Source organism: Enterobacter sp. 03-F-07-AD-ECC (genome assembly GCF_047530935.1).
Classification (GTDB): Bacteria; Pseudomonadota; Gammaproteobacteria; order Enterobacterales; family Enterobacteriaceae; genus Enterobacter; species Enterobacter cloacae.
The window spans coordinates 284,385-299,834 of the sequence record NZ_JBLKBZ010000001.1 but is presented as its reverse complement, the minus strand read 5'-3'; the positions used below and the strand labels follow the sequence as shown (position 1 = coordinate 299,834).

The window sequence follows — 15,450 nt, the reverse complement described above, 5'->3', positions numbered from 1 at the left end:
TATGACCAACATCACCATTTACCACAACCCCGCCTGCGGCACCTCGCGCAACACGCTGGAGATGATCCGCAACAGCGGCATCGAGCCAGAGATCATTCTCTATCTGGAAAATCCGCCGTCACGCGATGAACTGATCAAACTGATTGCCGACATGGGCATTTCGGTGCGGGCGCTGCTGCGTACAAACGTGGAGCCCTATGAGCAACTGGGCCTGGCAGAAGAGACGTTCACTGACGACCAGCTTATCGGTTTTATGCTGCAACACCCGATCCTGATTAACCGTCCGATTGTGGTGACGCCGCTGGGCACCCGCCTGTGCCGCCCATCTGAAGTGGTCCTCGATATTCTGCCGGATGCGCAGAAAGGGGCATTTACGAAAGAGGACGGTGAAGCCGTCGTGGATGCCAGCGGGAAAAAAATCACCCAGAAATAGAGGCGGGCCTGCAGGCTAGCGGTCCCTCTCGCCTGCGATCCTTCCCACCATCGCTCGGATCTCCTCACGCGTGAGCGGCGCTCTGTCGGTGACAAAGTGCAGCGTCATTCCTTCGATAAAGGCGTCCAGCGCGCGGGTGGTGACCGGGTCAAACCACTGCTCAAGCGTCGTCTGGCTCATCTGCATCCAGTCCTGCATTACCGTTTTCAGCGCCGCGCTGCGGTGCATAAAAGTGTAGAGCTGGTACATCAGCGCCATGTTGTGCGGCGTCGTCACCTGCGAGCTGTGGATCAGCGTGGTGATAGATTCACACGCCATCTCCGGGCTGGTTACCCCCGCGAAGAAATCACGGTACTGCTGCGACATCTGCCGGGTAAACCACGTGAACGCCTCTTCCAGCAGCGACTCCATGCCGTCGAAATAGTAGGTCATCGACCCCAGCGGAACCCCGGCACAGCTGGCGATTTTACGGTGCGTGACGGCATGGATACCGTGCTCAGCAATGGTGTCCAGCGTCGCCTGCAGGATCTTCTCCCGGCGATGCGGGTCGTTAGGTGGTCTGCTCATACATGCCTCATCTGATTTGTGTACAAATGTACACAAACTTGCTAGTGTTGTCGCTATTATTGTGCTTCTGGTGCTTATCTCAATGACTCTGACCTCATCCCGTAAGGCCCTGCGGTTGCGCATGTGGGCGCTTTTCATGTTCTTCTTTATTCCGGGTCTGCTGATGGCGTCCTGGGCCACGCGTACCCCGGCGATCCGCGACATTTTGTCGGTCTCCACCGCGGAGATGGGCATTGTGCTGTTTGGCCTGTCGATAGGCTCAATGAGCGGTATTCTCTGCTCGGCGTGGCTGGTGAAGCGCTTTGGTACCCGGGCGGTGATCCGCACCACCATGTGCTGCGCAATACTGGGGATGCTGGTGCTCAGCGTGGCGCTGTGGTATGCCTCGCCGGTCATGTTTGCCCTGGGTCTGTTGATCTTTGGCGGCAGCTTTGGCGCGGCGGAAGTGGCCATTAACGTTGAAGGGGCTGCGGTCGAGCGCGAGATGAATAAAACCGTGCTGCCAATGATGCATGGCTTTTACAGCCTTGGCACGCTGGCCGGTGCGGGCGTGGGCATGGCGCTGACGGCCTCCGGCGTGAGCGCGAATCTGCATATCCTGCTGGCCGCTCTGATCTCTGTTGTGCCGGTGCTGACCGGTATCCGCGCCATTCCGGACGGCACGGGCAAAAACACCTCTGATGAACACAAAACGGCGGAAAAAGGGCTGCCGTTCTACCGTGATTTCCAGCTGATGCTGATCGGCGTGGTGGTGCTGGCGATGGCGTTTGCCGAAGGCTCCGCCAACGACTGGCTGCCGCTGCTGATGGTGGACGGACATGGGTTTAGCCCGACCTCTGGCTCGCTGATCTACGCCGGGTTTACGCTGGGGATGACCGTCGGACGCTTTACCGGCGGCTGGTTTATTGACCGCTACAGCCGCGTGGCAGTGGTGCGCGCCAGCGCCCTGCTCGGCGGGCTGGGCATTGCGATGATCATCTTCGTGGATGTGGACTGGATTGCCGGCGTATCGGTGATCCTCTGGGGCCTGGGTGCCTCACTTGGCTTCCCGTTGACCATCTCCGCCGCCAGCGATACCGGCCCGGATGCCCCGACGCGCGTCAGCGTGGTGGCAACCACAGGCTATCTGGCCTTCCTGGTCGGGCCGCCGCTGCTGGGCTTCCTGGGTGAGCACTACGGGCTGCGCAGCGCCATGCTGGTGGTGTTAGGGTTGGTCATGATTGCGGCGCTGGTGGCGCGCGCCGTGGCGAAGCCGGAAAAAGAACAAACGACACTGGAGAAGGGATATGAGCGTTAAACTGATTGCAGTCGACATGGATGGCACCTTCCTGAGCGACGCGAAAACCTACAATCGCGAACGTTTTCTGGCGCAGTATGCGCGTATGAAGGAGCAAGGTATTCGCTTTGTGGTGGCCAGCGGTAACCAGTATTACCAGCTGATCTCCTTCTTCCCGGAGATTGCGCATGAGATTGCGTTTGTCGCCGAAAACGGTGGCTGGGTGGTCAGCGCCGGGGAAGATGTTTTTAACGGTGAACTGTCGAAAACGCACTTCGACACCGTTGCTGCCGTGCTAAACGACGTTCCCGGCATTGAGATTATCGCCTGCGGCAAAGGCAGTGCCTATACGCTCAAAGCCTATGACGATGAGTTCAAAGCTATCGCCGCGAAGTACTATCATCGCCTCGAAATGGTAAGTGATTTCGACAACCTGAACGATATTTTCTTCAAGTTCGGGCTCAACGTTTCTGACGATGAAATCCCGCGCATACAGGCCATGCTGCACGAAAAACTCAACGACATTATGGTGCCCGTCACGACCGGCCACGGCAGTATTGACCTGATTATCCCCGGCGTGCATAAAGCCAACGGCCTGCGGATCCTGCAACAGCGCTGGGGCATTGACGACAGCGAGGTGGTGGCTTTCGGCGACAGCGGGAACGACGTGGAGATGCTGCGCCAGTCAGGTTTCAGCTTTGCGATGGCGAATGCCAGGCCGCATATTAAAGCAGCGGCCCGCTTTGAAGCGCCGCATAATAACGAGGAAGGCGTACTGGATGTGATTGATAAGGTGCTCAACAGAGAAGCACCGTTTAATTGATTCCGTGCGCTCAGGTGCCCTCACCCTGACCCTCTCCCACCGGGAGAGGGAATAAGAATTATGGCTGCAGGGCGTTCCCGACGCGCTTGTCTTTCAGGAACATCACCATCAGGATAACCCACAGCACGCCGTTGGCGAGGTTAAACAGGCTGAACAGACCGTTGCCGCCGAGCGCATAAGCGTGCTTGCTCACCTCGATCCCGACGGTAAAAATCAGCATCTGCAGCATCCCCATCGCCGCCGAAACGGTGCCTTTACTCATCTCGCTGGCAAACAGCGTCAGACGCACCAGCCCGGCATTCGCCACGCCAATACCGAAGGCATAAATACTCAACCCCGCCGTCATCCACAGATAGGCATGAGATGATACCACCGTCGCCACCGCGGCCACGGTAAGGCCCGCCGCAATCGGCCAGCCGCCCATAATGATGAGCGAGCGCACCGTGCGTCGTGATGTCAGACGCGCCAGCACCAGGTTACCGATAATCAGTGCGCCAAAAATCGGCACCTGCAGCAGCCCGTACTCATAGCTGCTGAGCTGTTCACCGCTGATGATAATGACCGGTGACTGGGCGATCCACGCCAGCAGCGGCAGGCTAACAAAGCCCGTCGCCAGCGCGCCTGCCACAAAGCGGCCGTTTTTCAGCACCGCTTTATAATCCCGTCCCAGCTCTTTCAGCGACAGCGTCTCACCCAGTCGGGTGGCCGTTTCCGGCATTGCGCGGTGCAGGCCAAAGAACGCGATGGCGGCCAGCACGGCGAAGAGCACAAACATGCCTTCCCACGGTGCCACATGCACCCACGCGGCGCCCACCAGCGGCCCCAGCAACGGAGCAATCAGCGCCACGTTCGCCATCAGCGCGGTGATTTTGATACACACCGCCTCCTCAAAGGACTCCTGAATGGCGGCATACCCCACGGCACCGATAAAGCACAGGCTTACCCCCTGCAGGAAACGCAGCAGGGTGAACTGTTCAATGTTTTGCGCCAGCAGCGTGGCGAGACAGGTCACGATAAACCACACCACGCCCGTCAGCATCACCGGACGGCGGCCAATACGATCCGACAGCGGCCCTAACAGCCACTGTAAAAACATGCCGCCAGCCAGGTAGGCGGTCATAGAGGTCGGCACCCATTCAATACCTGCGTTGTATTGCGCCACCACGGCCAGCATGCCGGGCTGAATCATATCGTTGCCGATATAGGTAGAGAACTCGTAAAGCACCAGACACAGAGGGAAAAGTAACGCCTGACGACCCAGACGCGTACCCGAAGAAGAACGGTTTAACATGCAATCTCTTTATGATGAAAAAATCGCGATGAGTGTAATGAATTGCCGCTGTCTGAGATAGCAAATTATCCAGAAGAAACAGAAATAAAGCATTTATCGTCGTTGTTTAAGGTTTCCTTAAGTTGACACCAATATGATAGCCATATTTCACGCTGCCAACCAACTCTATGACCCGCATATCCCCTCGTTCAGAATTGTCTAAGTTACAGACAAATAAGACAAAACAACTTTACCGCTTGCCTGTGCGCTTTTATGGTTATCAGCTTTTAGTGCTGATCGCCCTTGCCGTGGTGTTTACCTGGCTTTCTCGTGGCGAAACGCTTGATAAATGGATCACTGGCTTTTGGTATGACGCGGCAACACACCGTTTCCCGCTGCAGAAAAACCCGCTGCTGGATCTGCTGAACCACCGGCTGGCGAAATACATCGCCATTGCCATGGCGGTGGGTGCGTTGTTTTACGGTGCCTGGAATCGCAATGCGAGACTGGTCACTGCCGCACTGCTGATGGGGCTTGGCACGCTGGTGGTTGGCGTGCTGAAAAGCCTGAGCCATCACAGCTGCCCGTGGGATCTGGTGGAGTATGGCGGTAAGGCCGTCTCTTACCCCCTGTTCAGTTCCGCTCCGGCAGACAGCGGTCCTGGCCGCTGCTTCCCCGGCGGCCATGCGTCCAGCGGCTTTATGGTGATGGGTCTGTTCTTTGCCTTCTGGCGCGAGCGTCCGCGTCTCGCCTGGAGCTTTGTGGCCTTCGGCGTGGTGTTAGGTCTGGCGATGGGCTTTGGCCAGGTCATGCGCGGGGCGCATTTTTTCTCTCACAACCTGTGGGCTGGGTGGTGGGTCTGGTTTTCCCAGGTAGCGGTCTACGGCCTCGTTTCTGCCTGGTTTGCTAAAGAGTAAAAACGCTATGTTAGAGAATCTGAATTACCAGCTGTTTTATCTGATCAACGCCACCCCGGCCTCGCCTGAGTGGATGATCGATCTGGCCACTTTCCTGGCAAAAGATCTGATCAGTATTGTGCCTGTGCTGGCGGCCATCCTCTGGCTGTGGGGACCGCGCAGCCAGGTCAACGCGCAGCGTCAGCTGGTGATCAAAGTGGCGATGACGCTGGGGGTCAGTGTGCTGGTCAGCTATGTTCTGGGTCTCGCCTTCCCGCACGATCGTCCTTTTGTCGAACACGTCGGCTATACCTTCCTGCACCACGCGCCGGATGACTCGTTCCCAAGCGATCACGGTACGGTGATCTTTGCTTTTGCGCTGGCCTTCCTGTTCTGGCATCGCCTGTGGTCAGGTGCGCTGCTGATGGCCATTGCGGTCGCCATTGCCTGGTCTCGCGTGTATCTGGGCGTACACTGGCCGCTGGATATGGTTGGCGGCTTCCTGGTGGGGCTGATCGGCTGCGTCAGCGCGGCTATCCTGTGGAACCTCTTCGGGCTGGCGCTGTATCGCGGACTCTCGTCTCTCTATCGCACCCTTTTCGCTATCCCGATCCGCAAAGGCTGGATACGTGACTAACCCCGGTATGACAGGTTACACTTGAGCCCCCGCCCTGCGGGGGCTCACTTTTTCATCCTGAGGATCTATGGAAACACGCCGCGATGACCGCATAGCTCAGTTGATACAGGCGCTGAAGCGTAGTGATAAGCTTCATCTTAAGGAAGCCGCTACCCTCCTCGGCGTTTCAGAGATGACCATTCGCCGTGACCTGAACAGCGAGAGCGCGCCCGTCGTGCTGCTGGGCGGTTATATTGTGCTGGAGCCACGTAGCGCCAGTCATTATCTGATCAGCGATCAAAAGACGCGCCTGGTTGAAGAGAAACGCAAAGCCGCCCGTCTGGCGGCCTCTCTGGTGCAACCGCACCAGACGCTGTTTTTTGACTGCGGCACCACCACGCCGTGGATAATCGAAGCCATCGACAGCAGCATCCCCTTTACCGCCGTGTGCTACTCGCTGAACACCTTCCTGGCCCTTCAGGAGAAACCCGAGTGCCGGGTGATCCTCTGCGGCGGTGAGTTCCATGCCAGCAACGCCATTTTTAAACCGCTCAATCTTCAGGACACGCTCAGCAATTTGTGCCCGGATATCGCGTTTTACTCCGCGGCGGGCGTGAGTACCCGTCAGGGGGCGACCTGTTTTAACCTGGAAGAGCTACCGGTAAAACACTGGGCGTTAAGCGCCGCGCAGTACCATGTGCTGGTGGTGGATCACAGCAAGTTCGGCAAGGTGCGTCCGGCACGGATGGGCGAGCTGGCACAGTTCAATGCCATCATCAGCGATTGCCGCCCGGATGAAGAATACGTGACCTACGCAAAGGCGCAGCAGGTGAAGTTGATGTATTGAGAGGGCATCAGACCCTCTCCCACAGGGAGAGGGTGAAAAGCTGGAAGACTTAACTAAACCAACTGCCAAACCAGCTATGGAATTTCATCATCACGAAGTCCCACATCCGGCTGAAGAAGCCGCCCTCTTCGACCGCTTCCATCACAATCAGCGGACGCTGTTCAATCGACTTACCGTTTAACTGGAAATCAATCGTCCCGACCACCTGGCCTTTTTTCAGCGGCGCGGTGAGCTGCGGATCGGTCAGGGTATAGCTCGCTTTCAGGTTTTTCAGCTGACCACGTGGAATGGTCACCGACCCGGCTTCACCAGCCCCCAGGTTCACTTCACTCTTGTCACCAAACCAGACGCGCTGGCTGACGAACGTGGCATCCGGTTTAATCGGCGTCACGGTTTCAAAGAAGCGGAAGCCCCAGGTCAGCAGTTTTTCTGACTCGTTAAAACGAATACGGTCGGTTTTGGTGCCCAACACCACCGAGATCAGACGCATGTCACCCTGGGTCGCGGAGGCCACCAGGTTATAACCCGCCCCGGCCGTGGTGCCGGTTTTCATCCCGTCAACGTTGACGTTGCTGCTCCACAGCAGACGGTTGCGGTTCGGCTGGCGGATTTTATTAAAGGTAAACTCTTTCTCTTTGTGGATGGCATATTCGTCCGGCACATCGTGGATGAGCGCCTTGCCGAGCAGCGCCATATCGCGCGCGGTACTGAACTGGCCCGGCGCATCCAGACCGTGGACGGTTTTAAAGGTGGTATTGGTCAGACCCAACTTTTGCGCATAGCCGTTCATCAGGCCAATAAACGAGTCCTGGCTTCCCGCAACATAATCTGCCAGGGCGATACAGGCATCGTTGCCGGACTGGATAATCACCCCTTTATTCAGATCGGAAACGGAAACCTGATCGCCCGGTTTCAGGAACATTACCGATGACCCGCGCAGCGCCGGGTTGCCGGTCGCCCAGGCGTCCTTCCCGATGGTGACCATATCGTCGAGCTTGATCTTACCCGCCTTCAACGCCTGGCCAACCACGTAGCTGGTCATGATTTTGGTCAGGCTGGCCGGGTCGAGTTTCTCATCCGCATTGCCTTCCGCCAGCACTTTACCGCTGGAGTAATCCATCAGGATCCAGGCACGCGCATCTACCGGCGGCGCTTCGGGCGCAGCCTGCTCAGCCGCATAGAGAGTTGGTACAAACAGGAAAAGGAGCGCGGAGCCTGCCGCCAGGCTGCGCAGAGAAGTCATTTTTCGCGTCATAAATGCCACCCGAGTGTCCATTCAAAAATTACGTCACATCACCGTGTCGCAAGAAGCGATGAGTAATAGCGCACTAAAACGGTTAATGAAACCCAACGAGGGTAAAGTTATTAAAGTTTATGCAATAACATTCAGATACGCTTTGATTAAGGCGATTTTTTTCTCTTCTGTTGCGTAATTGTTAGGTTTATCTCACCATGGCGAAAAGCTGACTCGGATTCACATCTTATCGGGAGTAATTATGATTACGCTGTGGGGAAGGAATAATTCGACCAACGTCAAAAAAGTGCTCTGGACGCTGGAGGAGCTGGATTTACCGTTTAACCAGATAATGGCGGGTTTGCAGTATGGGGTTAATAAAGACGCCGACTACCTGGCGATGAACCCGAACGGCCTGGTGCCGCTGCTGCGCGATGATGAGACGGACGCCACGCTGTGGGAATCCAACACCATTGTCCGCTACCTGGCCGCCCAGTATGGACAAGGCCGTCTGTGGGTAGAAAATCCGGCCCGCCGCGCGCAGGGAGAAAAATGGATGGACTGGGCCAACCAGACGCTCTCCCCCACGCACCGCGTGATCCTGATGGGGCTGGTCAGAACCCCCGAAGCCGAGCGCGACTATCCCGCCATTCATGCGGCGCAGGACGCCTGTGAAAATCTGTTTGCGATGATGGACGATGAGCTGGCGAAACACGCCTGGTTCTCGGGTGCCGACTTCGGCGTGGGCGATATTGCCGTTGCGCCATTTGTCTGGAACCTGACCAACCTCGGTCTGACGTGGACGCCGCGCCCTCACCTGGCGCGCTGGCTTAAACAGCTGAGCGAACGCCCGGCCTACCGTAACGTGGTGATGATTCCGGTAAGCTGATCACCTCCCGGACGGGCTGACTTTCAGCAACTGCCCGTCCGTTTCATCGGTCAGAACATACAGATAGCCGTCCGGACCGACGCGCACATCGCGGATGCGCTGTTTCCGGTCGCCCAGGATCCGTCCGTCCTCGGTCACCGTGTTGCCGTTCACACTCAGCACGATCACATCCTTCTCTTTCAGCGCCCCGATAAACAGCTTGTTTTTCCACTGCGGGAACACGTCACTGTTATAAAACGCCATTCCGCTCACGGCGGGTGAGACTTTCCAGACAAACAGCGGTTTTTCGGTTCCTTCAACGTGTTCACCTTTCGCCTCAGGAATTTTCAATCCGCTGTAGTTGATACCGTGGGTCGCCAGCGGCCAGCCATAGTTTTTCCCTTTCTCCGGGATGTTGATCTCATCCCCGCCACGCGGGCCGTGTTCATTAAGCCACAGCGTGTCGCTCCACGGGTTCATCGCCATCCCTTGCGGGTTACGAATGCCATAAGACCAGATTTCCGGCCGCGCACCGGCGGTGTTCACAAAGGGGTTATCCGGCGGGACTTTGCCATCCTCCGTCAGGCGCACCACTTTCCCCTGGAGTTTATCCAGATCCTGCGCCGTCGGGCGCTGGTTGTTTTCGCCCAGCGCAATAAACAGATAGCCTTTGCCATCAAATACCAGCCTTCCGCCAAAGTGGTGACCGGTGGAGAGTTTCGGCATCTGACGGAACACCACCTGGAACGCCTCAAGGCGGGAAAGATCGTCGCTTAAGCGCCCATAACCCACTGCCGTTCCGGCTTTGCCGTCAGCGCCTGCCTCGGCGTAGCTCAGCCAGACGCGGCGCGAGGTGGCAAAATCCGGCGCCAGCACCACGTCCAGCAGTCCTCCCTGTCCGTTGTCCCAGACTTTGGGCCCCCCTGTTATCGGGTCTGACAGCCCTTTCCCGGCCTGCCAGTGTTTCAACTGGCCGCCCTTCAACGTCACGAGCAGCCCTTTATTATCCGGCAGGAACGCCAGCGACCAGGGGTGTTCGAGTTTGTTCTGCAATACCTCAACCTTAACCGCATCAGGCGCAGCAAGGAGCGAAAACGGAAATAACAACGCAGGCAGGAAAATCAGCGAGGATCGGTGCATAACGCGCTCCTTTATCGGCATATGGCATAAAGATTAGCCACTACGTCCGGGCGCGTTATCACTTTTACAAAAGCTTAATCAGAAGGGGGAGTTGCCTCCCCCCGGAATCAGTGCTGTTCAAGCTTCGCGTGCTCGTTCAGACACATGATGCATAGAGAGAGCGTTGTCAGGCAGTTTTCAAGCTTCTCCGCGTTTACTGCGATAAAAGTCGGGCAGTCATGGCGTCCGTTCATCAGACAAACCCCGGCAATGGAGAGCACCTCGGCGGCGCGGCGCAGCGCAATACATTCGCTTTCGGCGTATTCCGCTTTCAGGATGGGTGCTTTTTCACGCATGAAATTGCAAAGTTCAAAGAAATTATCACGCAGATGTTCGCTTTCGCTGACTGACATATACCCTTTCGCCTTCCTCAGCTGCAGATATGCGGCAAGGTCGATTCGGGCGTTGATCAGCTTGTTCAGCAGATCGCGTTTCAGTCTGTCAACGGACATGCTCATTCCTCCTCTGTCAGCCCCTGTGCACAGTCAGAATAAGGTTATTTTTTGTACAGTTTAATGCCTGAGATCAATTATTCTTAACTGATTAACATTCTTTACAATGTTACAACCTGCGCGGGCATCATCTGCACTGCAAAGAGTGTATAAATCCCCCGCGATACGCTGTAAAATCCCGCCCTGATAACTCCATAATTGATGAATTTTTAACCTATGAGCAATGTTACGCACCCGCCGAAAATCGGCTTTGTCTCCCTGGGCTGCCCGAAAAACCTGGTGGATTCTGAACGCATCCTGACCGAACTTCGCACCGAGGGCTACGACGTGGTGCCAAGCTACGACAACGCCGACATGGTGATCGTGAACACCTGCGGGTTTATCGACAGCGCGGTTCAGGAATCCCTGGAAGCCATTGGTGAAGCCCTGACGGAAAACGGCAAAGTGATTGTGACCGGCTGCCTGGGCGCAAAAGAGGACCAGATCCGTGAAGTGCACCCGAAGGTGCTGGAGATCACCGGTCCACACAGCTACGAGCAGGTGCTGGAACATGTTCATCACTACGTACCCAAGCCTAAGCACAACCCGTTCCTGAGCCTGGTGCCGGAACAGGGGGTGAAGCTGACGCCGCGTCACTACGCTTACCTGAAAATTTCCGAAGGCTGCAACCATCGCTGCACCTTCTGCATTATCCCGTCCATGCGTGGCGATCTGGTGAGCCGCCCGATTGGCGAAGTGCTGGCAGAAGCCAAACGTCTGGCCGATGCGGGCGTGAAGGAGCTGCTGGTGATCTCCCAGGATACCTCCGCCTACGGCGTGGATGTGAAGCACCGTTCCGGTTTCCACAACGGCGAGCCGGTGAAAACCAGCATGGTCGGCCTGTGCGAACAGCTCGCTAAACTGGGCATCTGGACGCGTCTGCACTACGTTTACCCTTATCCGCACGTTGACGACGTCATCCCGCTGATGGCCGAAGGCAAAATCCTGCCGTACCTGGATATCCCGCTGCAGCACGCCAGCCCGCGTATCCTGAAGCTGATGAAACGCCCAGGCTCCGTTGACCGCCAGCTGGCGCGCATCAAGCAGTGGCGTGAAATCTGCCCGGACCTGACCCTGCGTTCGACCTTCATCGTTGGCTTCCCGGGTGAAACCGAAGAAGACTTCCAGATGCTGCTCGACTTCCTGAAAGAGGCGCGTCTGGACCGCGTAGGCTGCTTCAAGTACAGCCCGGTTGAAGGCGCAACCGCTAACGAGCTGGCGGATCAGGTGCCGGAAGAGGTAAAAGAAGAGCGCTGGAACCGCTTCATGCAGCTGCAACAGCAGATCTCTGCTGAACGTCTGCAGGAGAAAGTGGGTCGCGAAATTATGGTCATCATCGACGAAGTTGACGAAGAAGGCGCGATTGGCCGCAGCATGGCGGATGCCCCTGAAATCGACGGCGCGGTGTACCTGAACGGGGAAACCAACGTCAAGCCGGGTGACATCATTCGCGTGAAAGTGGAAAACGCCGACGAGTATGACCTGTGGGGTAGCCGGGTTTAAACACCCAGCGCCTGTTTTGTAGGCCGGGTAAGGCGTAGCCGCCACCCGGCACATTCCACTGCCCTACCCCTTAATCCTCGGATCCAGCGCATCGCGCAGCCCATCCCCCAGCAGGTTGAACGCCAGCACGGTCAGGAAAATCGCCAGACTCGGGAATATCGCCACATGCGGCGCAATCACCATATCTGCCCTCGCCTCGTTGAGCATCGCGCCCCACTCCGGCGTCGGTGGCTGGGCCCCTAATCCCAGAAACGACAGGCTGGCGGCGGAAATTATCGACACGCCAATACGCATCGTAAAATAGACAACAATCGACGACACCGTACCCGGCAAAATATGGCTGAACAGGATGTTGGCGTCGCTGGCCCCCATACTGCGGGCGGATTCAATAAAGGTCTGCTGCTTCAGTACCAGCGTATTGCCGCGCACCAGGCGGGCAAACGCCGGGATCGAAAAGACCGCGACGGCGATGATGACATTCGCCATGCCGCTACCCATAATGGCGACAACCGCAATTGCCAGCAAAATGCCGGGGAAGGCAAACAGCACGTCGCAAATGCGCATAATGATCCGGTCCCACCAGCCCTCGTAATACCCTGCCACCAGGCCCAGAACGGTACCAATGACCGCACCGATAAGCACCGCAAACACCCCGGCGGCGAGCGATATCTGCGCGCCCATCAGCACGCGGCTAAAAATATCGCGCCCCAGAGAGTCCACGCCGAACCAGTGCATCATCGACGGTCCGTCATTCAGACGGTCGTAATCAAAGTAGTTTTCCGCATCATACGGTGCCACCCACGGCGCAATGGCGGCCACCACAATCAGTAGCAGTACAAACAGCCCCGCCGTCATGGCAACAGGCTGGCGACGAAAGCGCCGCCAGAATTCAAACCATGGGGTGCGGATATGGTCCGGCTTCAGCCCCGGCATAGCGTTTACAATGGCCTGACGACGCCAGTTCAACAATCGCATCTTACTTATACCTGATGGCCGGATTAATGGCGGCGTACAGCACATCCACCACTAAATTGATAAGAATAAATTCCAGCGAGAAGAGCAGAACTTCCGCCTGAATGACCGGATAGTCGCGCATCTCGACCGAATCCACCAGCAGGCGCCCCAGCCCCGGCCAGTTGAAGACCTTTTCCACCACGATAGAGCCCCCCAGCAGGAAGCCGAACTGCAGCCCCATCATGGTCAACACCGGGATCATCGCGTTGCGAAAACCGTGCTTGAGGATGACCCACTTCTCGCTCACCCCTTTCGCCCGTGCGGTACGGATATAATCTTCACTCAACACGTCAACGAACGACGCGCGAGTGAAGCGCGCCATCACCGCGGAGACGGCCGCGCCCAGCGTCATGGACGGCAGGATGTAGTGCTTCCAGGTATCGGCCCCGACGGTGGGCAACCAGCCCAGTTCCACGGAGAAAATCTGCATCAGGAGCATCCCCAGCGCAAAAGCCGGGAAAGAGATCCCGGTCACCGCCAGCGCCATGCCGACCTTGTCCGGCCAGCGGTTGCGCCAGACGGCAGCGACAATCCCGGCGCCAAGCCCAAACACCATCGCCCAGCACATGCTGGCAATCGTTAACCAGAACGTAGGCATAAAGCGGCTGGCAATCTCTTCCGATACCGGGCGACGCGACACCATCGAGATACCAAAATCGCCCTGCAGCACGTTGCAAATATAATGGAGAAACTGCATGTACAGAGGCTGGTCGAGACCAAGCTGTTTGCGCACCAGTTCAATGACGGTGGCATCCGCCTCTGGCCCGGCCACCAGACGCGCCGGATCGCCCGGCAGCAGATGGACAAACAAAAACACCAGTACCGCCACAATCAGCAGCGTCGGGATAAGCCCCAGCAGGCGTTTACAAACATAATTGAGCATGAGTGTTATTTTAAATCCGCATCGTCAAAGCTAAAGCCCGTATCCGGCATGATGTAAAACCCGGTCAACGCTTTGTTATGCGCCGAAACCAGTTTTTCCACCACGAGCGGTACCCACGGCGACTCTTTCCAGATGATATCCTGTGCGTCTTTGTAGAGGCGCGCTTTCTCATCCGGTTTGGTGGTTTTCAGCGCATCGGCAAGATCTTTATCCACCTGTGGGTTGCTGTAGAATGCCGTGTTGAACAGGGTCGGCGGCCAGTTCTGTGAGGCGAACAGCGGCGACAGCGCCCAGTCAGCCTCACCGGTAGAGGCCGACCAGCCGGTGTAGAACATCCGCACGCCGCTCTCTTTCTGCCCTTTCCCTTCCACTTCTGCTGCACGCTGCCCGGCATCCATCGCGGTGACCTGCACCTTAATACCGACCTGCGCCAGCTGCTGCTGGGTAAACTGCAGCACCTTCTGCGCGGTACTGTGATTATGGGATGACCATAGCGTGGTGCTAAAGCCGTTCGGGAAGCCCGCCTCTTTTAACAGTTCACGGGCTTTCGCCGGATCGTATGGCCACGGCTGATAGCTTTGCGCATAGGCAATAGCCGGTGGCAGCACGCCGGTGGCCGGGGTGGCGAAGCCCGCGAAGGCCACTTTTACCAGCGCCTGACGGTTAATCGCGTAGTTGATGGCCTCGCGCACTTTGGGATTATCAAACGGCTTTTGCGTCACGTTCATGCTGATGTAACGCTGCATAATGGACGGACTGGCCACCAGCTCCAGCTTGCTGTTCTTCTGCAGGATCGCCGCCTGCTCGTACGGGATCGGGAAGGCAAACTGCGCTTCGCCGGTTTGCAGCATCGCCGCGCGGGTGTTGTTATCCACCACCGGGCGCCAGGTGATGGTGTCGAGCTTCGGCAGCCCCTGCTGCCAGTAGCCGGCGAATTTCTTCACCTTTACAAAGTCCGTCTGGTTCCAGGTCACCAGCTCATACGGGCCGGTACCGACCGGATGGAACCCAATATCTTTCCCGTATTTTTTTAGCGCGGCAGGGGAGATCATCGCCGTCGCCGGATGCGCCAGAATATTAATAAAGGCCGAGAACGGCTCTTTCAGGGTAATTTTTACCGTTGTCGGATCGACCGCCTCGGTGCTGGCGATATTTTTATAGAGGTTATAGCGCTTGAGGCTGTTTTCCGGGTTGCTGGCGCGGTCGAGGTTAACCTTCACCGCCTCCGCGTTGAAATCGGTGCCATCCTGGAACTTCACGCCGGTTCTGAGCTTAATGGTATAGACCAGCCCATCATCCGAGACGGTGTACCCCTCTGCCAGCACATTTTTCAGCTTCATCTCTCTGTCCAGGCCAAACAGCCCCTGGTAGAACGATTTGGCGACCGCCTGCGAGAGCGTATCGTTGGCGTCATAGGGATCGAGGGTGGTGAAATTGGAGCCGACGGCAACCACCACATCTTTGGCAGCGAACGCGGGAGAGGCGGCCAGGGCTGCCGTCACGCTCGCGGCTAACAGCCATGTACGAGCAACAAATTTAACCATTGTGTT

General features: G+C 57.1%; 16 protein-coding genes. 8 read left to right on the top strand and 8 right to left on the bottom strand.

Going from position 1 to position 15,450, the window contains the following annotated elements; translation table 11 throughout:
* Position 1 precedes the first annotated feature (1 nt).
* A complete protein-coding gene (gene arsC / locus ACMWKA_RS01445) occupies positions 2-433 on the top strand; it encodes a glutaredoxin-dependent arsenate reductase (protein ID WP_038984932.1) in 432 nt (143 codons plus the stop codon).
* A 15-nt stretch (positions 434-448) separates the two neighbouring features.
* On the opposite strand, the gene ACMWKA_RS01440 is transcribed toward arsC, so the two are convergent.
* Positions 449-1,000: a TetR/AcrR family transcriptional regulator gene (locus tag ACMWKA_RS01440; protein ID WP_062856878.1), complete on the bottom strand. Its 552-nt coding sequence runs from the start codon at positions 998-1,000 to the stop codon at positions 449-451.
* A gap of 82 nt (positions 1,001-1,082) precedes the next feature.
* On the opposite strand from ACMWKA_RS01440, the gene ACMWKA_RS01435 reads away from it, so the two are divergent.
* Complete coding sequence (locus tag ACMWKA_RS01435; RefSeq protein WP_023620242.1) at positions 1,083-2,297, top strand: MFS transporter; 1,215 nt, start codon at positions 1,083-1,085, stop codon at positions 2,295-2,297.
* Complete coding sequence (locus ACMWKA_RS01430; protein WP_023620241.1) at positions 2,287-3,099, top strand: Cof-type HAD-IIB family hydrolase; 813 nt, start codon at positions 2,287-2,289, stop codon at positions 3,097-3,099. Before ACMWKA_RS01435 ends, ACMWKA_RS01430 begins: the two co-directional genes overlap by 11 nt.
* A 58-nt stretch (positions 3,100-3,157) precedes the next feature.
* Here ACMWKA_RS01430 and ACMWKA_RS01425 read toward each other — a convergent pair whose 3' ends face one another.
* On the bottom strand, positions 3,158-4,390 hold the full coding sequence (locus ACMWKA_RS01425; protein ID WP_013097422.1) for an MFS transporter: 1,233 nt from the start codon (positions 4,388-4,390) through the stop codon (positions 3,158-3,160).
* A gap of 167 nt (positions 4,391-4,557) precedes the next feature.
* Here ACMWKA_RS01425 and ACMWKA_RS01420 point away from each other — a divergent pair, with 167 nt between their 5' ends.
* The 3 genes from ACMWKA_RS01420 (at position 4,558) to deoR (ending at position 6,728) form a co-directional block, all read left to right on the top strand.
* Entirely contained in the window at positions 4,558-5,286 is a 729-nt protein-coding gene (locus ACMWKA_RS01420; protein ID WP_095427279.1) for a phosphatase PAP2 family protein, read from the top strand.
* Between the two features lie 7 nt (positions 5,287-5,293).
* Positions 5,294-5,902 (top strand): undecaprenyl-diphosphate phosphatase, encoded by a 609-nt coding sequence (gene ybjG / locus ACMWKA_RS01415; RefSeq protein WP_020689884.1) that lies wholly within the window; start codon positions 5,294-5,296, stop codon positions 5,900-5,902.
* Between the two features lie 67 nt (positions 5,903-5,969).
* Positions 5,970-6,728 (top strand): DNA-binding transcriptional repressor DeoR, encoded by a 759-nt coding sequence (gene deoR / locus ACMWKA_RS01410; protein WP_038418989.1) that lies wholly within the window; start codon positions 5,970-5,972, stop codon positions 6,726-6,728.
* A gap of 49 nt (positions 6,729-6,777) precedes the next feature.
* On the opposite strand, the gene dacC is transcribed toward deoR, so the two are convergent.
* On the bottom strand, positions 6,778-7,983 hold the full coding sequence (gene dacC, locus ACMWKA_RS01405) for a serine-type D-Ala-D-Ala carboxypeptidase (protein ID WP_040020720.1): 1,206 nt from the start codon (positions 7,981-7,983) through the stop codon (positions 6,778-6,780).
* Between the two features lie 241 nt (positions 7,984-8,224).
* Here dacC and ACMWKA_RS01400 point away from each other — a divergent pair, with 241 nt between their 5' ends.
* Complete coding sequence (locus ACMWKA_RS01400) at positions 8,225-8,851, top strand: glutathione S-transferase family protein (protein WP_013097428.1); 627 nt, start codon at positions 8,225-8,227, stop codon at positions 8,849-8,851.
* Here ACMWKA_RS01400 and ACMWKA_RS01395 read toward each other — a convergent pair whose 3' ends face one another.
* Positions 8,852-9,970: a PQQ-dependent sugar dehydrogenase gene (locus ACMWKA_RS01395; RefSeq protein ID WP_414759925.1), complete on the bottom strand. Its 1,119-nt coding sequence runs from the start codon at positions 9,968-9,970 to the stop codon at positions 8,852-8,854.
* A gap of 107 nt (positions 9,971-10,077) precedes the next feature.
* The gene (gene bssR / locus ACMWKA_RS01390) at positions 10,078-10,461 is read right to left on the bottom strand and encodes a biofilm formation regulator BssR (RefSeq protein ID WP_013097430.1); all 384 of its coding nucleotides are present in this window, start codon (positions 10,459-10,461) and stop codon (positions 10,078-10,080) included.
* Between the two features lie 216 nt (positions 10,462-10,677).
* Here bssR and rimO point away from each other — a divergent pair, with 216 nt between their 5' ends.
* Positions 10,678-12,003: a 30S ribosomal protein S12 methylthiotransferase RimO gene (gene rimO, locus ACMWKA_RS01385; protein ID WP_013097432.1), complete on the top strand. Its 1,326-nt coding sequence runs from the start codon at positions 10,678-10,680 to the stop codon at positions 12,001-12,003.
* A gap of 63 nt (positions 12,004-12,066) precedes the next feature.
* Here rimO and gsiD read toward each other — a convergent pair whose 3' ends face one another.
* Genes gsiD through gsiB form a run of 3 tightly spaced genes read right to left on the bottom strand, consistent with a single transcriptional unit; the run spans position 12,067 to position 15,444 of the window.
* Positions 12,067-12,978: a glutathione ABC transporter permease GsiD gene (gene gsiD / locus ACMWKA_RS01380; protein ID WP_029882874.1), complete on the bottom strand. Its 912-nt coding sequence runs from the start codon at positions 12,976-12,978 to the stop codon at positions 12,067-12,069.
* Position 12,979: 1 nt separating this feature from the next.
* Positions 12,980-13,900 carry a glutathione ABC transporter permease GsiC gene (gsiC, locus tag ACMWKA_RS01375; protein ID WP_058684156.1) on the bottom strand — a complete coding sequence of 307 codons (921 nt, stop codon included), beginning with the start codon at positions 13,898-13,900 and terminating at the stop codon, positions 12,980-12,982.
* Between the two features lie 5 nt (positions 13,901-13,905).
* A complete protein-coding gene (gsiB, locus tag ACMWKA_RS01370; protein WP_045295697.1) occupies positions 13,906-15,444 on the bottom strand; it encodes a glutathione ABC transporter substrate-binding protein GsiB in 1,539 nt (512 codons plus the stop codon).
* Positions 15,445-15,450 lie beyond the last annotated feature (6 nt).